This window comes from Arthrobacter sp. 10T413_2, assembly GCF_056394205.1.
The window spans coordinates 1-20,291 of record NZ_JBFTHK010000009.1; the positions used below are offsets into that span (position 1 = coordinate 1).

A 20,291-nucleotide genomic window follows, 5' to 3' on the forward strand; every position below is an offset into this window, starting at 1 on the left:
GCCCAGGTCACATCCCCGGGGCGGTCAACGTGCCCTGCCGCGAGAACCTGGAACCGTMAGGAAGGCTTCTCCCCGAGACGCGGCTACGAGCAAACTTCGAGCGCGCCGGTGTCACCTCCGGMGAGAACACCATTTCCTACTGTGGATCCGGGGTGACGGCCTGTCACAACCTTTTGGTGCTCGAACACCTGGGCGCTGGCAAAGGCCGACTCTTTGTCGGCGGTTGGTCCCAATACGGTCACGCAACCGAACGCCCAGTCGAAACCGTCYGACCTGTGCCGGACGATCCTTTGCGGCAGGGGGCCGAGCGGAAGCCGGCCAACAGCACGGGCAACCACGCCGCGGAGGTCCTCAGTCCGTTGGGGGCCAAGTCGAGCGGATGCATGTCAGCGTGAAGGCCCGCCACGGCGACTCCGGATAGCCGGTTCGATGGCCTCGACGGAGATCAGGACGATTCCGAGGTGCCGGACCTTGGCGCAAGTCCATGCCCGTGATGCCGACGAGCGACAGGACTGACATGAGGACCTTCTCTGCACCGTCCACCTGCGCCTGACCGTCTTCGGCACCCTGCTGCTCCTMGCCGCCGGGTGCGTGCTCTTCGGCGTCTTGGAATGGAACCGGGACCAGACCCTGGGCCCCATGTCGTTGGACGGGAAACTCCTCGCAACCCTGGCCGGCAGCGTCTTCCCGCGCACGGCCGGCTTCAAGRGCATCGATTACGCCTCCGCAGCACCCGAGACCCTCATGGTCACCAATATCCTGATGTTCATCGGCAGGGCAGCGCAGGCGCCCCCAGCGGCATCAAGATCACCACGTTCCTCGTCCTGGGGTTCGCGATCTGGAACGAGATCCGTAGCCGCGACCACGTCACCGTCGCACACCGCTCCATCAGTTCCTCCGCCCAGCGCCAAGCCCTCTCCGTGGCGCTCCTTGGAGTCGCCGCCGTAGTCAGCGGCACGCTGCTGCTTCTGATGTTCACGGACTACAGCCTCGAGAGAGCCCCTCTTCGAATCAATTTCCGCGTTCGCCACCGTGGGCGTAAGCACCGGAATCACCTACGACCTGCCCGCCAACGCCCAATGGGTGCTCATGACCCTCATGTTCACCGGCCGCATCGGCACCATCACCGTCGCCTCCGCCCCGGCAATGGTCGAGAAAGCGGTCGCCTCAGGGATTAGCGCCAGCGCAACGACGAGTCCGCCGGGGTAGGCGGGCTTCCGGGGTGCCCTGTAAGGGTGCGGCATTCAAGAGTGCCTTGACCGCTCACCACGACGGGCACAGACTGGCACTGGCCGAGGCCATGGGACGGCGGATGTGAGAGGACAGACGAATGGACGCTACCGGTACATTTCTGATCGTGGTCGGTGTCGACGGTTCCGAACAGTCACTGGCCGCCCTTCACTGGGCGGTGGACGAGGCACGCATGCKCCGCGGAAAGGTCCGGGCCGTCACCGCCTGGCATTATCCTCCCGTACCGTCAACGGTCGAAGACCGCGGCAGTAACGACTCCTTTCACGCCGCTGAACGCGTCCAGGCCGACGCACTGAAGGCCGTCGCCGCTGAGGACGTGGACATCACGGGAATGCTCGTTCGGGGTTCCCCGGCCACCGCGTTGCTGGATGCCGCCAAAGACGCGGACCTGCTCGTTGTGGGATCCCGGGGACGCGGAGGCTTCTMCGGGCTTCTGCTCGGATCGACCTCCAGCCAGGTCGCCCACCATGCCCCCTGTCCCGTCCTGGTCGTACGGCCCGGGAGCGGCACCTGATTCCTGGCGGCAAGGCAGTTCCGCTCCCGAATTTCTGACGCACACCAGCAGATGGGGGGAACGCGGATGATACCGATGCTCACGCTCGCTTTTGCGGTCCTGCTGTTGTTGGGTGTCCTCATCTCCGAACGTGCCAGCCGGACCGTACTGTCCACCGMGGTGCTGTTCCTGCTCGGCGGCTTCGTCCTGGGCGCGGGCGTCCTCGGCGTCGTTCCGGTAACGCCGGGCGATCCTGTCGTCGGGGTGCTGGCCCAGCTCGCCCTGTTCTCGGTCCTATATACGGACGGCATGAAAGTGGGCTTAGCGGACCTCCGCCGCGCCTGGCGATTGCCGGGCCGGGCGCTGCTCCTCGGACTGCCCCTGACACTACTTATCACCGCCCTCCTGGCCCACTACATTGTGGGGCTCCCCTGGCTCCCGTGCCTGCTGCTCGGTGCGGTGCTCGCACCGACCGATCCGGTGTTCGCGGCCGCCATTGTGGGGCGCAAGGAAGTTCCCGGACGCCTACGCCACCTCCTCAACGTCGAGTCAGGGCTCAATGACGGGCTGGCCCTGCCCGTAGTCCTCGTGCTGCTGGCCCTCGGTGGCGGAACGGATGTCGGGATCGGGGTCCTGGCCGAAGAAATCGTCCTCGGCCTGCTCATCGGTGTCCTGATACCGCTGGTCGTCATCTGGCTGGAACGGCTTCCCTTTTTGATGGCAACCAAAGGGCTGCAACCACTGGTAGCCGTCTCCATCGGACTGCTCGTACTTGCGATCTGCCTGGTGACCGGGGCCAACCTCTTCCTCGCAGCGTTCGCAGCCGGCATCACGGTGGCCACCGCCGGACCGGGCTTCCGTGAGGAATTCGAACAGTTMGGAGAACTGGTCTMCGAACTGCTGAAGCTGGCCGCCATCCTCGTGTTTGGTGCCCTGATCACTCCCACGTTCCTGTTCGGAGAGATCGCATGGGCAGGGTGGGTCTTCGCCATCCTGGCAATCGTCGTGGCCCGCCCGCTGGCACTGATCGTTTCCTTCCTCGGCACCCGACTGCCGGCCAAAGAACAACTCGCCGCCATGTGGTTCGGTCCGAAAGGCTTCGCCTCTGTCGTCTACGGACTTCTCGTCCTCGAATCAAGCGTGGAACGCTCCGACGAGGTTTTCCACCTCGTGGCGCTCGTCATCGTGCTGTCCATCCTCGCCCATTCCTCGACCGACGTCCTCGTCGCCAGACAATTCGACAGCCGACCTCCCCGCACGCCGCAGTAGCCCGCCCGCCCTTCACGCCTCAGGAAGCCTCGGCATGGACGACCAGGACCGGACAGGGTGCGTGGTTGACGACCTGAGTCGAGACCGAGCCCAGGTGCAAACCGGGAAATCCGCCAAGCCCGCGGGAGCCCACGACGACAAGATCCGCCTCCTGGGCAGCGTCGAGTATCACTGAAGCCGGTGAATCACTGTGCATGACCTGCCCGGTGCCAGCCAGGCCCTCATCTGCGAGAGCCTAGACGTTGTGGTTGAAATAGATGATGTTGAGGTAGCCCTKGAGGATCTGCTCCTTGGAATACGTCTTTTCGAGCGAGACGGCGAGTTTCATCTCGCGGATCTTGTCGCCGACCGTTTTGGCGGCCCCGAGGTGAATCAGGTCCGGGCGCCCCGCGGCGATGTGGGACTGGATGATGACGTTGTTGACGTATTGCTGGGTGATGGTGGACGCGCCCTGGCGTCCGCCTCCCGCGGTGGCTGCCAGCGCTCTCAGGATTCCGGTCGGATCGATGCCCCCGTGTTCGTAGAACCGGGCGTCCTCGATCGAGACGATGCCATCGCGGATATAGGGGGACATCTGTTCCAGGGCCACGCTGTCCMGGTTCTGGCTGTAGAAAGTGGCGATAACGGATCCATCGTTGGCGAGGACATCCGTGGACTGGGAGGGAGTGTCGATCTTCAGCTCGTCGGGCAGGTTTGCGACYAGGCCTGCGGAGAACCCTGCCGCCGAACCGGCMACCGCGGCGGCGGGCATCGTCAGCCCCGCMACCATGACCCCGCACACCGCGCCGACCACGAGGAAGAGCAGAAACCGTCCCACGGCGGTCCCGGGATGAGCCATTGAGAAGATCCTTCGCTGTTGGGGGCATTGCCTTCGGTGCTGCTGGCGGGTCACGTGGAACGGCGGTCGAGGACGGCGGCACAGCAGCCCGTCATGCATGACCTCTCGCAATATATGTACTATAGCAAGTATGAATTCCGGCAATTCTCCTCTCAATGGCGGTCCCGGCGTGGGCTCCGGGACCGCCCCCCGCGACGCCGTCGAKGGCACCCTCACCGCCTCGCGCGCCCTTCTGGGCGTGATCGCCAGGTCACTGGCGCCGGTGATGGATACCGTCACGCTTCCCCAGTTCCGGGTCCTCGTGGTGCTCTCCAACTTCGGGCCGCTGCGCATGGGTGAGGTGGCCCACCGCCTGGGTGCGAATCAGTCCAGCTTCAGCCGCTTCGCGGACAGGATGGTCGCGGGCGGTCTGATCGCGCGTTCTGCCAGCCCCGACAGCCGCCGTGAAGTTATCATCTCCCTGACCGACGACGGCGCCCGCGTCTATGCCGAGGTCACGGACGCGCGCAGGCGAGAAATTTCCCAGGTACTGGAGTCGCTTTCCGGCCCGGACCTTGAGGCCGTCCGGACCGGGTTTGAAGTCTTTGCCCGCGCCGCGGGCGAGCCGTCCGCGGACGAGACCCTCATCCTGGGGATCTAGGCATGGCGCCGGGAACTAACMTGCCGGTCCCGGGCTCCGGAGATCCAGGGGAAATGATGAGCGGGCCGATGTGGATGCCGGCCGAGCCTCCGACCCTGGCGCGGGTCCTGGCCTGGCACCCCCAGCCCGTTCCGCTCCTKCCCTGGGCCGCAGTCATCCTGCTGGTGATGTATGGGTGCGGCGTTGTCGTTCTCTACCGCCKGGGCGTCATCTGGCCCCTTGCGCGGACCATCTGGTGGATTCTCRGTCTGGGCATCATCGTGCTCGTCACCGCCACCGGGATCGAGGGCTACGGCATGGAACTCTTCAGCATCCACATGGTCCAGCACATGGTCCTGAACATGCTCGCCCCCGTATTCCTGGTCCTGGGGGCACCGATGACGCTGCTGCTCCGCGCGCTGCCGAGCGGGACCGGGCACCGCGGCCGCCTGCGCCGAGGCGTGCTGTGGGTTCTCCATACGCGCCTTGCTGCGGTGCTGACGCATCCGGCGGTGACGTTTGGCCTGTTCATCATGAGCCTGTACGGCCTGTATTTCACCCCGGTCTTTGACTACCTGATGAGCACATGGTGGGGGCACAACCTGATGCTCATGCACTTCCTGATCATCGGGTTCCTCTATTTCTGGGGGATCATCGGAGCCGACCCCTCGCCCCGGAACCCCACCCGTGGACTCCGGCGCGTCGCGGGCCCGGTCCTCCCGGTCCTTGAATTGGCCGCGACGGCGCCGTTCCACGCGTTTTTCGGCGTCGTAGTCATGATGTCCACGTCCCTCATGGTCAAGTTCTATTCCCTGCCCATGCCCGGATGGCACGTCTCCCCGCTGGCGGACCAGGCCGCCGGYGGCGGAATCGCCTGGGGATTCACGGAACTTCCAACCCTCGTCGTCCTCGGCGCCCTCGTAGCGAAATGGCAAAAATCGGACCAGCGCGCAACCCGCGCCGCCGAGCGGCGCGCTGCCCGCGACGGCGACACCAAGCTGGCGGACTACAACGCCTATCTGGGGTCGCTGCAGCGGCAGAACGAATCCGGGCGCTGACATGGTCCCTGCCAACCCCGCCGGACCGGTCCTGTATGCCTTCACGCTTGGGCTCGTCGCGGCCCTGAACCCCTGCGGCTTCCCCATGCTCCCCGCCTACCTTGCCCTMTTCACCGGCACACCCGACTTCACCGGCACACCCGACGCCGCGGGACGCAAGGCCGCCTTCGGGACGGCGCGGATTACCCGGGGGCTGCTGGCCGGCGCCTGTGTCAGCGCCGGCTTCGTCACCGTTTTCGGCGTGCTCGGGCTGCTKCTCGAAGAGGGCGCCCGGCTGGCCACCGGATGGCTGCCCTGGGTCATGGCCGCCGTCGGGATCGCGATGGCCGGCKCCGGAATCTCCACCCTGCTCGGCCGGGGACCCGCGCTGCACCTGTCCGCCCCCCGTTTCCGCATGCGGCGGTCAGTGCCGGCCATGACGGGCTACGGGGTGGCCTACGCAACAGGCTCTCTGAGCTGTTCCCTGCCGCTGTTCCTGGCAGCCGTAGMCGGCTCCGACACCGGCCAGGGATTCCAGGCCGGCCTCGCCACCTATCTTGCCTACGCCCTGGGAATGGGGCTGTTCGTGACGGCCGCCGCCGTCGTCACCACGACGTTCGGTTCGGCCGCCGTGCGCCGTGCCCGGACAGCGGGACGATGGCTGCCCGCCATCTCGGGAATCACCTTGACCCTCTCAGGGGCCTACCTGGCCTATTACTGGGTGACGGAAMTGCAGGACCCGACGGCAACGTCACCCGTGACGTCGGCGGTCACCGGAGTTCAGGGCTGGCTCGCCGCCGGTGTCGCTGCGCGGCCGCTTCTGTCGGCAATACTGCTCGGCGCCGTCGTGGTGGCCGCGATCGCCGTCGTCATCCACAAGATCGTCACCGAAACGCCGGACACCAAGCCCGGACGCGGGGAAAGGCAGGACCMGTGAACACCACACCGTCAACCTCTGACGCCGCCGACCGCAGGCTCCGGAGGGGCCTTGCTGTGGCCTGGACCGCCGCCGGGCTGGCCATCGCCGTAGCCCTCGCCGGAATCTTCCTTGCTGCCCTCCGGCCGGACTCACCAGCCGGATCCGCGGATTCCGCCGCCGCACAGCCGGCCATGAGCCCCGCCGCGGCCCAGCTGCTGCAGCTCGACGTCTTGTCCGCCCCGCTGGACACCGCCCCGGACTTCACTCTCACCGACCAAAACGGAAAGAACGTCACCCTGTCCCAATACCGGGGGAAGTCCGTCGTGCTGTCCTTCAACGACGACGAGTGCKAGGACCTGTGCACGCTGCTGGCCCAGGACGTCGCCGCCGCCAGCACCGATCTGGGTACGGCGGCCGCCGACGTCGTCTTCCTCTCCGTGAACGCCAACCCTCTACATACCGCCGTTCAGGACGTGAAAACCTGGACCGATGGCCACGGCCTCGCCTCCGCCGGCAACTGGGTCTTCGGCACGGGAACCCCCGGACAGCTCTCCACCGTGGCTGCCGACTATCACGTGCCGGTCAGCGTCGACGCGGAGACCGGCGAGGTGGTCCATGGATCCGAATTGTTCTTCATCGACCCCGCCGGCAAGGAAGCGGCCATCGGGCAGTTCGGCACCGGCTCCGCGAACACGGCCCTGTTCGCCCAGGCCATGGCCCAAACGGCGGCGGACCTTTTGCCCGGCCGCTCCGGTGCACCKGTTGGCGGCCCCACTCCCTCCGGCACCGCGCCCGCCGGGCCGGCGATACTGGGCCAGCCTGCCCCGGCCTTCACCCTGCCCGGGCTCGCTGATCCTGGAACGCAGCTCTCCCTGGACACGACGAAAGGCCAGTACACGGTGGTGAACTTCTGGGCCAGCACCTGTAGCGCCTGCATCGGCGAAATGCCTGAACTCCAGAAAGCACACCGCGATCTGGGCGCGTCCGTGGCCTTCCTTGGAATCGACGTCGCCGACCCCGCCGGACCGGCGGCCGCCCTGGCCGCAAGGAGCGGCACGAGCTACCCGCTGCTGGCCGACACCGCTGGCACCACCGCGGGGGCCTACCAGATCACCGGACTGCCCTTCACCGCCATCGTCGCACCCGACGGCACACTGGCCGTCCGTCACCCGGGAACCTTCAGCGCCGAGCAGCTCGAATACGTCCTCCACACCCTGGAAAATGCCCCCTCCTGATTCGATGAGCTAGTGCAACACGGGCTTCGGAAAGCAGCCAGACAGCGGGAGGCAGGAGGACGGCAATGCTAGAACCACACTGTAACGAACGGGGTTGTTCATGATCGGGGGCCGGGCAGCGCAGATCAGGGACGCACTGCGGACACAGCTGTGGCCATTGCCCGCCCTGTCCGTGGTTGTCGCAGTCATCCTCGGCATCGCCCTGCCGATCCTCGACGCCGCGGTAGACGACGCACTGCCGCAGGGCTTTGCAGCCCTGATCTTTGGAGGCGGCCCCGAGGCAGCCCGGGCCGTGCTGCAGGCCGTTGCGGGGTCCCTGATCACAGTCACCTCGCTGACCTTTTCCCTCACCGTGGTGACCCTCCAGCTCGCCAGCAGCCAGTTTTCGCCTCGGTTGCTGCGCACCTTCTCCAGCGACAKGTTCGTCCACGCGACCCTGGCGTTGTTCCTTGCCACCTTCGCTTTCGCCTTGACCGTCCTGCGCAGCGTCCGGACGGAAACCAGCCAGAGCCCCTCCTTCGTCCCTCAAATCTCCGTCACCTTGGCCTACACCCTGACGATAGCCAGCATCATGGGTCYCGTTCTCTTCCTTGCCCACCTGAGCCGTGAGATCCGCATTGAAACTATGATGCGCAGKGTTAACTCCGAAACCCGGGCAACGATGGACCGCGTATTCCCGGCCCACCGGCCATCCCGGCAGCCCGAACCATCCACGGGTGCCGGCAGCATGGGCATCCCCTGCTCACACTCCGGCTTCCTCACAGCGCTGAACAAGAAAGCGCTTCTGCGGGCCGCTGTGGAAGCAGGTGCCGTGATCCGAATAGACTCCGAGCCCGGCAGTTCCCTGGTGGAAGGAGTTCMTTTTGCAACCGCGTGGCCCCTGCCTCCCCGGCCCTTCCTCAGCCCGGAAACCGCGGAGCAGTTGCGGGAACAAATCAACGCGGCGGTCGACACCGGCTTTGAACGCACCAACGTCCAGGACGTCGGCTTTGGTTTCCGTCAACTGTCGGATGTCGCAGCTCGCGCCCTCTCCCCGGGCATCAACGATCCGACCACCGCCGTGCACGTGATCGGCCACCTCTCAGACCTGTTGTGCAGACTGGCCGAAAGGAGCCCCGGACCGGAAGGGCTCACGGACGACAACGATGAGGTCAGAGTCATTCTGTCCCAGCCCCGGATGGGGGACTTCCTGGACCTGGCCATCGCGCAGTCGCGGCAATACGGGGCTGGAGACCCCGCCGTCGCCGAAAGGCTACTTGTCCTACTCCGGGAGCTCTCCTGGCGGGACAAACGGGAAGAATACCKTGGCGAGGTGCTGGTTCAAGTGGCCCAGATGCGAGAGGCCATCGCGGCTTGCCCCTACACCAGCGTCGAACGCMAACGCCTCTTAGGCCTCGCTGAGGCCTTGTCATCCGGTGCAGCTTGAGAATCACCCTGCACCGTCGCGCCCGCACGCCAATAAGGAGACACGCCCTGGATCCCGGCGAGGGTCATCGACGCTAGCTGGTGACGAGCCGTTCGTGGTCGAACATCCGGGCTGGTTGCGCCGGCCGCTAGTGTTTCAGCGGCGCGAGCTGTATTTGCTGAGCAAGCGCGTAAGCGATCGGAAGATCGCTGTCGCTCTCGACGAAGACCCGGCCGATGACGAGTGCGGAATTCGTTGGCGAAGAAATCTGCGTCATGCCGTTCGGTACGGTTCCCTTCCAGCCGGGCGCGCTGAGAACATAGTCGCCGGCCTGGGTTCCCGTCGTGCGTTTGCCGGCGTAGGCGAAATTGGCGCTCGTCGACGGGTCGGTGAACTGCACGCTGAAGTAACGGCCGGCCATGTCCGGCACGTGCAGGACCTGCGGCMCCGTGCTCAAGTCGAGCCAGCCGCCAACGTAGAGCAGGTCGTTGGCTCCGGTTGCCATGAGGCTCCCGCGCGTCCCCGACGGGGAAGGKGTGCCGGGCACGGCGTAGAGCTTGTTGACGGGGATCGGGCCGTCGCCGAACCCATGCTTGAGGATCGCCCGCTTGTATCCGCTGACCGTCAGACGCGGCCAGAGGTAGATGAAGGCCGGCGCGCCAAGCACCCATACGATGACTGCCGCTATGGCGAGCGGAATGATCTCGTCCCCGCCGGCGATCCGCCGGTAGAGGACCCAGGCGAAGACCGCCAGTATGACGGCTGTGAGGGGACGTCCGTGCTTCAGGATGAGGCGGTTCATGTCACTGCGCCCTGACAACGGGCGGCACTTGGTAGGTGCCGTCGAGAATTGCCGCGCCAGGCAGATACACGCGGAACATCAGCTTGAACTTCCCGGAAGGAGTCGGCAGCCAGTTCTCCTCGTGCCCGCCGGGAGCCTGATGCTGGAGATGGACATCGACTGACCCGTCGGCGTTCTGCACGAGAGGTGAACTGCCACCAACGCTGTAGCGATTAGTTGGATTGGCCACCATATACCCGGCGACGTCGGTCGCAGTGAGCGACCAGAAGGCGTCATTCGGCGGGAGTTTCCCGGCAGGAAAATGCAGGACGTAGCCATGCCCGCCGCTCAGCGCATGCCCTGAGCCATCCATAGTGGTCGTCCAGTATGCGGCCTCTTCAAACACATTGACGACSGGCAGGGCTTTGGCGCAGGCGGCCCGCACGAGGACTCCGTTGCCAGGCTGGCCGCATTTTCGGATGGCGCTCCAACCGTTGACCGTCGTGGTGATTACCCTGCCGACGGCCTTCATAATAAGGATCGCCGTCAAGAACGCCAGCACGGCGCCGAGAAGCAACCCTTGCACGACACCGGAGTGTGAGAACCACGCGAGGACATTTGCCATGTCCGCAAACTACCACTGCGCCAAATAGCTAAGTGCCGTTCCACATCGAACCGGCGAGCGGAGACACAGCGAGTCGTCCTTGAACAGGATCAAAGAAGTGCCCGATGTCTCGATTCAGGAACTATTGGATGTAAGGCGCCGGACCGGCCGTGGTCTGGGCAGTCCTACACACCTCGTGTTCACGATTCGCGGGCCGGAGATCGGGCGTGCTGGCATCCAGCACCAGCTCGTGGCCCGCGCCTGCTGACCGCCATGACGAAGCGGTCTTCTCGCTGTGTCTCTGGCAGTTTCATGAGATTGAGATAGTCCGCACCGGCGGACAGTGCCGCGGCTCGTCCTTGGGGGTCGCGGCACTTTTCCGTCCGCATACCGTAAGGATTCCGGGGCCCATCGGAGTTGCCGGATCCGTAGCCTTGAAGCATGTTTGAAAAGACCGACTCCATGGTTGATGTCGTGCTGCCGTGTCTCAATGAACGAGGCGCCCTGCCGTGGGTGTTGTCGCGTCTGCCGCATGCGTACCGGGCCATAGTCGTGGATAACGGTTCCGAGGACGGTTCAGCCGAGCTCGCCGAAAGTCTGGGGGCTACCGTGGTCCGGGAGGACCGGCGGGGTTTCGGGGCGGCCGCCCACGCCGGGCTGCTCGCTGCAACGGCGGAGTTCGTGGCTTTCTGTGACTGTGACGGCTCGCTGGATCCGGCGCKGCTCCCGGCGCTCCTCGCCCCCGTCATGGACGGACGCGCGGACCTCGTCCTGGGCGGCCGCCAGCCGCAGCGTGGGTCCTGGCCCTTGCACGCCCGCGTCGCCAACATCGTCCTGGCATCGCGGATCCGGCGCCTGACCGGGGAACAAGTGACTGATCTTGGACCGATGCGGGCGGCACGCCGCGACGGGCTCCTCGCTTTGGGCATGGAGGACCGGCGCAGCGGCTACCCCCTGGAGATGCTCCTCAAGGCGAGCCTGCGCAACTGGCGGATCGTGGAGATMCCCGTGCCGTATGCCCCGCGCACCGGCAAATCGAAGGTCACCGGCACCATACGCGGAACGATCACTGCGGTCCGGGACATGTCTGCCCAGCTCCGGTTGGCCGCGGCCGCGCTGCCCTCAGGACCGGCCCGGATGACCGGCCGCCGCGAAGAACGATGATGAGGACGAGCATGGATCTGACAGTGGCGATCCTCGCCAAAAAGTGCGTGCCGGGACGGGTCAAGACCCGGCTCAGTCCCCCGCTGCCGCCCCAAACGGCGGCAGCCCTGGCGCAACTGAGCCTCAGCCGCACCCTGGATTCGGTGCGGAGCCTCCCGGCCCGGCACCGGCTGCTGGTGATGGACGGGACACCCATCGCGCGGGACGCCGCCGGATTCACTGTTCTGCCGCAGGCATCCGGAGGCCTGGATGAGCGGCTGGCCGCCATCTGCGACGCCGTCAGCGGTCCACTGCTCATTGTCGGCATGGACACCCCGCAATTCTCCCGGGACCATCTGGTGCCGCTGCTCGATGACTGGTCCGCCACCGACGCCCGGCACGAGGCCTGGATGGGCCCAGCGACGGATGGCGGTTTTTGGGMACTGGCGCTGCGCCGGCCGGAGGGAGCACTGATCCGGGGCGTGCCCATGTCCACTGCGACAACCGGGGCCCGCCAACTCGCCCGGCTCGCCGCTGCCGGACTCACGGTCGGAATGCTCCCGGAACTGCGGGACATGGACCACTTCAGTGACGCCCTGCAGATCGCGGCGGAGATTCCGGGCAGCGCGTTCGCCGAGGCCGTAACCCAAACCGCCGTCCGGGTGCAGCGCCCACGGCACGAAGCGGAAGCACCGCTGTGATGTCCACCGCCGTGGCACCGGCCGCCTACTTCGGTCAAGGCGAACGCGAGCCCTACACCCATGCCCTGCTGACCGGGACCGGAATCCTGACCCTCCGCCCGGAAAGCGGTCACAATCCCGCCGACCCCGTGAAGTTCGATGTCCGCAACTGGTGTGACGACGCCAGCACGACAGAGCGGTCGCTCCTGCAGAGCCTCCGGGGGCCGGTCCTTGACATCGGCTGCGGGCCGGGACGGCTCCTGGCCGCCGCCCGGACGCTCGGCCTGGGCGCCCTGGGCATCGACACCAGTACCGAAGCGGTCCGCCAGGCGCGGAGCCGCGGTGCCCGCGCCCTCGAACAGTCCATTTTCGCCCCCATACCGCAGTCGGGCCATTGGCAGTCTGTCATCCTGCTCGATGGCAACATCGGCATCGGAGGAAGCGTCACCGCCCTGCTGGGCCGCTGCCGGCAGCTCATTGCCCCGTCCGGGACGCTGCTGGTAGAAGTGGACGCCGACGACCAGATCGACACCGCCTACCCGKCCGTGCTCGAAGACGAACACGGGAACCGCAGCGAGGCGTTCGCCTGGGCGCGGACCGGCACGGCGGGCCTGGCGTCCCGGGCGCACGCAGGCGGCTGGGCTGTCACAGCCATCCAGCGCCTTCAGGGCCGCGTATTTTGTCCTCTCTCGCCCCGGCCCGGCCCGGTCCGTTCGATCCCGTAAACAAGGACGCCAGCCAGGCCGGCCAGAACCGCCCAGAACCAGAGCAGGTGGGCGGCGTAGTCCCCTTCCAGGGCGCTGGTATTACGGGCCACGGACTGGGCCTTCAACAATATCCCCGCGATCACGGTCACGACGGCTCCAGCCATGAGGCCGCATCGCAGAACCGCAACCGACGCCGGGCGCAGCCCCGATCCCAGCCGGGTGAGACCCGCGCCGGCCAGGGTGGAGACCGGCACAATGACGCCGTCGTGCAGAAGTACGGCCACCGCCAGCCACACCAGCAGCCCGAGCAGCTGCGGCGGCCCGAGCTGGGTCGGCAAGCCCAGGATCCCGTATCCGAGCAGCGCCACACCCGACACGCCCAGCACTGTCCTCCAGATCCTCACAGCTTTTCCCGCCCCGGCAGGTTTTGCGGCTTTCGCCGGCAACACGGGTTTCACAGGACCTCCACAGTGTGCAGCCACTTTGTTTGCAGGACGCCGGGGCGTCCGGGGGCAATGATCCGCGCCGGGTACCCATGGTCCAGATCGAGCGTCTGCCCGTTCAGTTCCAGAGCCACCAGGGTCCGGTCGTCCTGCGCGTACGCGGCGGGCATGTCCATCGTGCGGTACGCGCCCTCCGGTTCGAGGCTTGTGACCCGCAGCGAGGATGAGGCCGGCGCGCCGACAGCCGCCACCAGGTCCCGGACCCGCACGCCCCGCCACGTAGCCGTCTGGCTCCAGCCCTCAACACAGGCGATGGGAAGTTCGTGTTCATACTGGGGCAGTGCCTGGAGCTCTGAGAGGCTCAGGGCGCGGCGGGTGTCCTGGTGGCTCACGGTGAGCGTCCAATCATCCGCCCCGGCCAGGCCGGTGACCTTGGCGTCGGCGGCGGTACGGTTCACCGGGACGGACTGCGGKCCGGTTCCCATCTTCCGCGGCGCAAAAAAGTTMAGGGGRTCCAGCAAGGAAAAGGACTGCCCGGCCGTGGTGAGCACGACGACGCCCGCAGTGGTGCCGACCGCGGCCAGAAAAGCCCGTCTGGACCAGCGACCCCGCCCCGCGGGAGCCGCGCCGTCGTCAATCCCCTGTCCAGGGGAACCGGCGCCAAAGGCCGGGCGGGACCGGTTGCCGGAACGGGCACGCCAATGCTCCATGATCAATGGGAGCTTCAGGGCAACGTGGAGTAGCAGCGACCCCCAGATCACCCAGGCCAGCCAGAAGTGCGTTTGACGGAAGGGAAAAGGCCACGGGTACCACTTATAGGTGTTGATGAGGCCCGTTGTCAGCTGCAGGAGCGAAGAGGCCACGAACAAGGCAACGGATGCCCGCTCGAGGCCATGCGCCGTTGACTTGACCGGCGGCCACTTCAGCAGCTCCGGATAGACCGACCACAATTTTGCCAGCAGCAGCGGAATAGCGGCGATGCCCGTGGTCACGTGGATGCCTTGCGTCAGCTGATAGATCCAGACGGGGCTCGTGGGGAAGAACATCCATGACGGCGGCTCCTGCAGCCCGTGGCTGAAGAGCCCGGTCAGAAAGCAGATGGTGAAGCTGAGTCCCAGCCAGCGCCCCAAAACCACCGTAAGCCGGGTGCTGCGCGTCGGCGAAGCGAACCTGGCTGCCAGGGCGTTTGTGAGCTTTTCCATAGCTCGATCACACCACCTTTTCAGTCCCCTGGAGTGGCCCCAGACCTTACGATTCGCTGAAAACCTTCGCCGGCAGGCAGTACCGGGACCGGACGTGGGGCAGGATCGGAGAGTGAGCGACAGTGCAACAGAATCGACCCGGACCAACGGCACCAGGATTAGAGTCTTCTTGCTCCTTCCGCTCGTGTTCCTCACCGGTGCGGGCCTGCTGTGGTGGATGGTGGTCCCCGGAAACCCGATCGAAACGGCGCAGATTATCGCCACCTGCCTTGCATGGCTGGCCCTCATCGCGGCCGTCCGCCTGCTACGGGACGTGCCGCGGCGTCACGTGGGGGCCGTCATCATCGCGGGAACGGTCCTGCTCGGCCTTGTTGCCGTGAGCGCGCCGCCCCGGACCAGCAACGATTCGGCCCGGTATGCGTGGGACGGCATCGTCCAAAAGGCCGGAATCTCCCCCTACTCGTATGTGCCCCTCGATGAAACCCTCAGCAGACTTCGTCCCGGTTGGCTGTTCGCTCCMGGTTCCGAGGGCCCCGATGGCAAGCCGGTTTGCGCCCCGGACCTGTTCGGAACGGAATCCGTCGCCACTTCCGGTTATCCTTCCGGTAACCMGCTGTGCACGGCGATCAACCGCCCGCACGTGCCGACGATCTACCMGCCCATGGCCGAAATCTATTTCCTTGGCACGCGGGCCGCCGTGCCGGACACAGCCGGTTTCCTGGTCTTTCAGGTGGCCGGCCTGCTCCTGAGCGCGGCAATGGCACTGATGCTGCTCCGCGCGCTTGCCGGCCGCGGGTTGCCCCCGCACCTGTCTGCGGTGTGGGGCTGGAGCCCGTTCGTGCAGCTCGAAGCAGTCAACAACGCCCACGTCGACGTCCTGGCCGGAGTCCTGATCCTTGCCGCCGGGATGCTGCTTATCGGCGGCAAACCGATCCGTTCCGGGGCCGCCTTCGGGGCCGCCGTCGCAACGAAACTCATTCCGGTCATTGCMGCTCCCGCGCTGCTGTGGCGGCGCCCGGCCAGGTTCATCACTGCGGCGGTGGCCACGTTCGTGCTGCTCTACCTGCCCTACCTGGCGATCGCGGGAGCCGGTGTCCTGGGCTTCCTGCCCGGCTACCTCAAGGAGGAGAACTACAGCCAGAGCGGCGGCATCCGCTTCGGTCTGGCACAGCTCGTCTCCGCCGGCTTCTGGCCGCCGGTGCTCAGCGCCGCGGCCTTGGCCGTCGTCGCCCTCGGAGTGCTGCGGCGCACCCGGGCKGGGAATGTCTGGGAACAGCAGACCGTCATGATCGGGCTGACGCTGCTGATTGTCAGCCCAAATTACCCCTGGTACGGGCTCATGCTGCTGCCCTTCATCGTCCTGAGCCGGCGCTGGGAGTACGTGGGCGTCATCCTCACCCTGGATGTCATCTACATGGTCCCCTCCGGCCCCTGGAGCGAAACGCTCAACCAGTGTGCCCTGCTCCTGGCGGCCGCGGCCATCACCGGAGGCACCTGGCTGCGGCGCCGGGACGAGCTGCGGCTGGCTGCCCTCGCCGGACTCAAGACCGAGGCGCCGGACCCGGCGGCCCTGTGACCGGTACAGGGCCGTCATATGCAAACACCTACGAATGGCAGGAGGCACCATGGAGACACCAGTTCCCGGGACAGCACAGGCACGCATCGGCATCATCGGCGGTTCGGGCACCTACCGACTCCCCGGAGCGGCCGTGCGCGCGACCCTCGAGGTCCGAACCCCCTACGGGGCACCGTCGGGTCCSGTGACACTGGCCGACGTCGGCGGCCGAACCGTGGCGTTCCTCCCCCGTCACGGCGGCGAGCATTCGCTGCCGCCCCAGAAAATCAACTACCGGGCCAACCTCTGGGCGCTCAGGAGCCTCGGAGTCGAAGCAGTGATCTCCTCCTCCGCGGTGGGCGGGCTGCGGCAAGGCTTTAGCCCTGAGACCTTTGTCGTGACCGACCAGTTGATCGACCGCACCTGGGGACGCGCCGATACGTTTTACGACGGAACCGTGGCCGACGGCGTCACCCCAGCAGGCGTCCAGCACCTGCCCGCCTCGGAACCGTTTTGCCCGACACTGCGTTCGCACCTGGACGCGGCACTTGCGGCACAGGGCCTCCCCTACGCCCCGCGCGGCACGGTGGTGGTGATCAACGGTCCCCGTTTCTCAACGAAGGCCGAGTCGCAGTGGTACGTTACCGGCGGCGCCCACATCATCAGCATGACCCAGTACCCCGAACCCGTGCTGGCCGCAGAGTTGAACATKGGCTTCGCCAATCTGGCCTTCATCACAGATTCGGACACCGGCCACGACGGCTCGGAACCTGCGACCGCCGATGCCGTCTTTGCGCGCCTGAAGAAGGCCCAGCACAACATCCTGGCCGTACTCGAAGACGTGATCGCGGCGATCGCCGAGGACTACGCACCCCGMCCGCTGATGGATCGAACCGCCGTCGCCAGGATCATGGCGCTCCCGGCCGCACGTGAGTMCGTGTCAGCACGGTGAAGCTCCTCGTCACCGGCGGTGCCGGGTTCATCGGTTMACACATCGTCGACGCCGCCCTCGCCAAGGGATGGCCCATACGGGTCCTGGACTCCCTCGACCCGGGCCTCCACCCCGGGCCGCCGGCCCTGGATCCGCGGGTGGAGCTGCTCACCGGCGACCTCACCGACCCGGACGCGGCAGACCGCGCACTCGAGGGGATCGACACCGTCTGCCACCAAAGCGCAAAGGTCGGGCTCGGCGTCAACTTCGCGGACGCGCCGGACTACATCCGCAACAACGACTACGCCACCGCGGTCCTGCTCGCCGCCATGGAACGCCACGGCATCCCCCGGCTGGTCCTGGCCTCCTCGATGGTGGTCTACGGAGAGGGGGCCTACACCGACTCCAAGACCGGCCAGGCGGTCAGGCCGGGACCGCGAGCCGAGGCCGACCTGCGCGCCGGCATCTACAACCCCCGGAACCCGGCGTCCGGTGCGATCCTTCACCCGGCCATGGTCACGGAGGACGCGCCGCTGGATCCGCGGAACGTCTACGCGGCATCAAAAGTCAGCCAGGAGCATCTCGCCGCCGCGTGGGCACGCAGCACCGGCGGCGCAGCGATCGCCCTGCGCTACCACAACGTCTACGGTCCCCGGATGCCACGCGACACACCCTACGCCGGCGTCGCCTCGTTGTTCCGCTCCGCMTTGGCCCGCGGTGAGGCACCGCGGGTCTTCGAAGACGGCGCCCAGCGCCGCAGCTTCATCCACGTCCGAGACGTCGCCGCCGCGAACATCGCTGCCGCCGAGGCGCTGTCCGCAGGMGGCGGCACCGGATTCCGGGCCTACAACGTCGGCACCGCTGAGGTTCACACCATCGGCGATGTTGCMGCGGCGCTGAGTAAGTTCGGCACCGGCCCGGCCCCGACTGTGACCGGCGAGTACAGGCTGGGGGACGTACGTCACATCACCGCGTCCTCCCACCTGATCAAGGCCGAACTGGGCTGGGTGCCGACCGTGGGCTTTGAAGAAGGCATGCGTGAATTTGCCACCKCTCCCCTGCGCGGCGAACCCGGCTGACTGTGTCCCATATCCTCACCACGACACCTCCCTGCCACTCCCGGCGCAAATATCCTGAGAGAGGCGGCGCCATCGGGTGCGCTTCGCGATGCTATTTGGCGTGGTCGATGATCCACGCCCATTCCGTTGTTCCCGTCTCTGCCGAAGTTGAGCACTCCCGGCATCCGAGGCGCTTTGCCGCCCGGGCCTTCCTTGCCGGCAKAATCCCAAGACGGGTGCAAAACTGAATTCTGCGCTCTGGACAGCCCGGGAGGAATGAGTCAAGAATGAGCCAGCGGGGGTTCGTCGGAACTCCGGCACTCCAGGCAGGGCGCCTTTGGGCCCGGCGGATCCGATCGTTGACGGCGGGACATGAAGGCTGTGGTTGTCGGTGCGGGCATTGCGGGCCTCGTCGCGGCCCGCCAGCTCGGTTTGGCCGGCTGGGACGTCCAGGTCCTCKAGAAATCGKCCGCTCCGCGCCCCGATGGCTACATGATGGACTTCTTCGGTCCGGGAGTGGAGGCGGCTGAGCGGATTGACCTCTACCCGCGGCTCGCCGCTGTCGCCTACCATGTCGAGGCAGCCGAATATGTGGATGCAACGGGACGCCCGACGTCTAGCCTCGATTACGACCAGTTTGCGCGGCTTGCCGGCGGGAAGGTCCTGAGCCTGCTGCGTCCCGACATGGAGCGCGCCGCCCTCGCCGCTCTCGACGACGTGGCCTTCGGCCGGGTGCGGGTTCGCTACAGGGCGCCGGTTTCCCGGGTATGGAGTGATGACGACGGCGTACGGGTCGCCGTCGACGAATCGCCGGACGTGACGGTCGCCGCGGACGTCCTCGTCGGCGCCGATGGCATCCATTCCGKAGTGCGGGCCCAGGTGTTCGGCCCCGAAGAGGAGTACCTGCGCCCTCTGGGCATGCGTGCTGCCGCATTCATCGTGACCGAGCCGGTCCTCAATGCCCGCTTCCGGAACCGGTTCGTCCTCACCGACAGCATCGACCGTATGGCCGGGCTCTACAGTCTCCGCTCGGACGAGGTGGCGGCCTTCATGGTCTACCGGGATGCCTCCKGCGCGCCAAGGCACCAGCGGTCAGGGAGCCCGCGGGAGCGGCTGCGCAGCGAGTTCGCCGGACTCGGGTACGCGGTCGACCGGCTGCTGGAACTGTGCCCCGAGCATCCGTACGACGATGTCGTCGCGCAGATTGTCATGCCGGGCTGGCAGAAGGGGCGGACCGTTCTCGTGGGGGACGCCTGCGGGGCTGTGTCGCTCCTCGCCGGTCAGGGCGGCTCACTCGCCATTGCCGGTGCCGCGCTGCTGGGGGACGTCCTCGGTCCCGTGGCTTCAGCTGCGGGGATCAGCCCGGCCCTCGCCGAGTTCGAGCGACGCTGGCGACCCGTGGTCGAGGAGGCCCAGGCCGCCGGGAGACGCACCGCAAAATCATTCCTGCCCGCCAACCGGACCCAGCGCCTCCTGCGCCGGTGGATCATACGGGCCAGCCATCTTCCCGGAATCGACCGGCTGATCGCCCGCCAGATCGTGGGCAGGATCGCAAAGTAAACCCCGGCCGGCATGCGAGGCTCAGGAAGCCGCCACCAAGCGCTTACCTTCGGTCAATGCCACGGGTTAGGCTGGGGCAATGACGTTGGGGGACGCTGCGGGGAAACCGCCTACCGGGGCTGCGCAGCCCGGCCGMGGGGCTGCACACCCAAACAGTGGCGTCCAGCCGCGTCCGCCACAGGTAGTGGACGAATCGAAACTCCAGGATCTGGTTGATCACGTCGGACGCACCGTAGCAKCAAGGTTTGCGTCCGACTTCCTCGCCCTGCTCCAGGACCGTCTGACGCAGGTGCACACGGCTCTGGGCACGGCGGACCCGGAGCATGMGCTCGATGCCGTCCTAAGCCTGAAGACAAGCTCGGCAATGGTTGGAGCAGAGCAGCTGACGCGCTACTGCACAGGCCTCGAGAAGGAACTCCGTGAGGGCCGGATCCCGAACGCCGACGCACTCCCCCGCATCGCGGCAGACCTCCGTCCCGCTTTGACGGACGTGCTGGCCAGAATGCCTCCGGACACTGACGGCTGACCCGGGGCCGGCTCGGCGGCGGTGTTGGAAACCGT

Annotated in this window: 23 protein-coding genes; 17 read left to right on the forward strand and 6 right to left on the reverse strand. The window is 66.7% G+C overall.

Annotated elements, in window-relative coordinates:
• Window positions 1-11: 11 nt before the first annotated feature.
• The 4 genes from AC1DBQ_RS02910 (at window position 12) to AC1DBQ_RS02925 (ending at window position 3,013) form a co-directional block, all read left to right on the forward strand.
• A complete protein-coding gene (locus AC1DBQ_RS02910) occupies window positions 12-395 on the forward strand; it encodes a sulfurtransferase (protein WP_476927129.1) in 384 nt (127 codons plus the stop codon).
• A 637-nt stretch (window positions 396-1,032) separates the two neighbouring features.
• Complete coding sequence (locus AC1DBQ_RS02915; protein WP_476927070.1) at window positions 1,033-1,209, forward strand: hypothetical protein; 177 nt, start codon at window positions 1,033-1,035, stop codon at window positions 1,207-1,209.
• A 121-nt stretch (window positions 1,210-1,330) separates the two neighbouring features.
• On the forward strand, window positions 1,331-1,765 hold the full coding sequence (locus tag AC1DBQ_RS02920) for a universal stress protein (protein ID WP_476927071.1): 435 nt from the start codon (window positions 1,331-1,333) through the stop codon (window positions 1,763-1,765).
• Between the two features lie 75 nt (window positions 1,766-1,840).
• Window positions 1,841-3,013 (forward strand): cation:proton antiporter domain-containing protein, encoded by a 1,173-nt coding sequence (locus AC1DBQ_RS02925; protein ID WP_476927072.1) that lies wholly within the window; start codon window positions 1,841-1,843, stop codon window positions 3,011-3,013.
• 19 nt (window positions 3,014-3,032) lie between these two features.
• On the opposite strand, the gene AC1DBQ_RS02930 is transcribed toward AC1DBQ_RS02925, so the two are convergent.
• Together AC1DBQ_RS02930 and AC1DBQ_RS02935 are read right to left on the reverse strand one after the other, a co-directional pair.
• Window positions 3,033-3,230 carry a universal stress protein gene (locus AC1DBQ_RS02930; RefSeq protein WP_476927130.1) on the reverse strand — a complete coding sequence of 66 codons (198 nt, stop codon included), beginning with the start codon at window positions 3,228-3,230 and terminating at the stop codon, window positions 3,033-3,035.
• Window positions 3,231-3,248: 18 nt separating this feature from the next.
• Window positions 3,249-3,851 carry a transglycosylase domain-containing protein gene (locus AC1DBQ_RS02935; RefSeq protein ID WP_476927073.1) on the reverse strand — a complete coding sequence of 201 codons (603 nt, stop codon included), beginning with the start codon at window positions 3,849-3,851 and terminating at the stop codon, window positions 3,249-3,251.
• A 130-nt stretch (window positions 3,852-3,981) separates the two neighbouring features.
• Between AC1DBQ_RS02935 and AC1DBQ_RS02940 the strand changes: the two genes are divergently transcribed.
• The 5 genes from AC1DBQ_RS02940 to AC1DBQ_RS02960 all read left to right on the forward strand — a co-directional run bounded on the left by AC1DBQ_RS02940 (window position 3,982) and on the right by AC1DBQ_RS02960 (window position 9,087).
• Complete coding sequence (locus AC1DBQ_RS02940) at window positions 3,982-4,491, forward strand: MarR family winged helix-turn-helix transcriptional regulator (RefSeq protein WP_476927074.1); 510 nt, start codon at window positions 3,982-3,984, stop codon at window positions 4,489-4,491.
• 2 nt (window positions 4,492-4,493) lie between these two features.
• Complete coding sequence (locus AC1DBQ_RS02945) at window positions 4,494-5,528, forward strand: cytochrome c oxidase assembly protein (RefSeq protein WP_476927075.1); 1,035 nt, start codon at window positions 4,494-4,496, stop codon at window positions 5,526-5,528.
• A gap of 1 nt (window position 5,529) precedes the next feature.
• Window positions 5,530-6,444: a cytochrome c biogenesis CcdA family protein gene (locus tag AC1DBQ_RS02950; RefSeq protein ID WP_476927076.1), complete on the forward strand. Its 915-nt coding sequence runs from the start codon at window positions 5,530-5,532 to the stop codon at window positions 6,442-6,444.
• Window positions 6,441-7,661, forward strand: coding sequence for a redoxin domain-containing protein (locus tag AC1DBQ_RS02955; protein WP_476927077.1), 1,221 nt, complete (start codon window positions 6,441-6,443; stop codon window positions 7,659-7,661). The genes AC1DBQ_RS02950 and AC1DBQ_RS02955 overlap by 4 nt, the downstream gene beginning before the upstream one ends.
• 100 nt (window positions 7,662-7,761) lie before the next feature.
• Window positions 7,762-9,087 carry a DUF2254 domain-containing protein gene (locus AC1DBQ_RS02960; protein ID WP_476927078.1) on the forward strand — a complete coding sequence of 442 codons (1,326 nt, stop codon included), beginning with the start codon at window positions 7,762-7,764 and terminating at the stop codon, window positions 9,085-9,087.
• Window positions 9,088-9,214: 127 nt separating this feature from the next.
• Here the strand turns inward: AC1DBQ_RS02960 and AC1DBQ_RS02965 are convergent, their stop codons facing one another.
• Together AC1DBQ_RS02965 and AC1DBQ_RS02970 are read right to left on the reverse strand one after the other, a co-directional pair.
• Window positions 9,215-9,868: a DUF1254 domain-containing protein gene (locus AC1DBQ_RS02965; RefSeq protein WP_476927079.1), complete on the reverse strand. Its 654-nt coding sequence runs from the start codon at window positions 9,866-9,868 to the stop codon at window positions 9,215-9,217.
• Between the two features lies 1 nt (window position 9,869).
• Complete coding sequence (locus AC1DBQ_RS02970) at window positions 9,870-10,472, reverse strand: DUF1214 domain-containing protein (protein ID WP_476927080.1); 603 nt, start codon at window positions 10,470-10,472, stop codon at window positions 9,870-9,872.
• A gap of 420 nt (window positions 10,473-10,892) precedes the next feature.
• On the opposite strand from AC1DBQ_RS02970, the gene AC1DBQ_RS02975 reads away from it, so the two are divergent.
• From AC1DBQ_RS02975 to AC1DBQ_RS02985, 3 genes are read left to right on the forward strand one after another with little or no spacing between them, the layout of a single operon-like run.
• On the forward strand, window positions 10,893-11,615 hold the full coding sequence (locus tag AC1DBQ_RS02975; RefSeq protein WP_476927081.1) for a glycosyltransferase family 2 protein: 723 nt from the start codon (window positions 10,893-10,895) through the stop codon (window positions 11,613-11,615).
• Window positions 11,616-11,626: 11 nt separating this feature from the next.
• The gene (locus AC1DBQ_RS02980; protein WP_476927082.1) at window positions 11,627-12,295 is read left to right on the forward strand and encodes a TIGR04282 family arsenosugar biosynthesis glycosyltransferase; all 669 of its coding nucleotides are present in this window, start codon (window positions 11,627-11,629) and stop codon (window positions 12,293-12,295) included.
• Window positions 12,295-12,999 (forward strand): class I SAM-dependent methyltransferase, encoded by a 705-nt coding sequence (locus AC1DBQ_RS02985; protein ID WP_476927083.1) that lies wholly within the window; start codon window positions 12,295-12,297, stop codon window positions 12,997-12,999. The genes AC1DBQ_RS02980 and AC1DBQ_RS02985 overlap by 1 nt, the downstream gene beginning before the upstream one ends.
• Here the strand turns inward: AC1DBQ_RS02985 and AC1DBQ_RS02990 are convergent.
• On the reverse strand, window positions 12,939-13,385 hold the full coding sequence (locus AC1DBQ_RS02990; RefSeq protein WP_476927084.1) for a hypothetical protein: 447 nt from the start codon (window positions 13,383-13,385) through the stop codon (window positions 12,939-12,941). The two genes, AC1DBQ_RS02985 and AC1DBQ_RS02990, sit on opposite strands and share 61 nt — an antisense overlap.
• A 50-nt stretch (window positions 13,386-13,435) precedes the next feature.
• A complete protein-coding gene (locus tag AC1DBQ_RS02995) occupies window positions 13,436-14,626 on the reverse strand; it encodes a molybdopterin-dependent oxidoreductase (RefSeq protein WP_476927085.1) in 1,191 nt (396 codons plus the stop codon).
• Between the two features lie 112 nt (window positions 14,627-14,738).
• Between AC1DBQ_RS02995 and AC1DBQ_RS03000 the strand changes: the two genes are divergently transcribed.
• From AC1DBQ_RS03000 to AC1DBQ_RS03020, 5 genes are all read left to right on the forward strand, one after another.
• The gene (locus AC1DBQ_RS03000) at window positions 14,739-16,202 is read left to right on the forward strand and encodes a glycosyltransferase family 87 protein (protein WP_476927086.1); all 1,464 of its coding nucleotides are present in this window, start codon (window positions 14,739-14,741) and stop codon (window positions 16,200-16,202) included.
• A gap of 49 nt (window positions 16,203-16,251) precedes the next feature.
• On the forward strand, window positions 16,252-17,133 hold the full coding sequence (locus AC1DBQ_RS03005; RefSeq protein ID WP_476927087.1) for an MTAP family purine nucleoside phosphorylase: 882 nt from the start codon (window positions 16,252-16,254) through the stop codon (window positions 17,131-17,133).
• A complete protein-coding gene (locus AC1DBQ_RS03010) occupies window positions 17,130-18,191 on the forward strand; it encodes an NAD-dependent epimerase/dehydratase family protein (protein WP_476927088.1) in 1,062 nt (353 codons plus the stop codon). Before AC1DBQ_RS03005 ends, AC1DBQ_RS03010 begins: the two co-directional genes overlap by 4 nt.
• A 351-nt stretch (window positions 18,192-18,542) precedes the next feature.
• Window positions 18,543-19,730 (forward strand): FAD-dependent monooxygenase, encoded by a 1,188-nt coding sequence (locus AC1DBQ_RS03015; protein WP_476927089.1) that lies wholly within the window; start codon window positions 18,543-18,545, stop codon window positions 19,728-19,730.
• A gap of 184 nt (window positions 19,731-19,914) precedes the next feature.
• The gene (locus AC1DBQ_RS03020; protein WP_476927090.1) at window positions 19,915-20,256 is read left to right on the forward strand and encodes an Hpt domain-containing protein; all 342 of its coding nucleotides are present in this window, start codon (window positions 19,915-19,917) and stop codon (window positions 20,254-20,256) included.
• The last annotated feature ends 35 nt before the right edge of the window (window positions 20,257-20,291 follow it).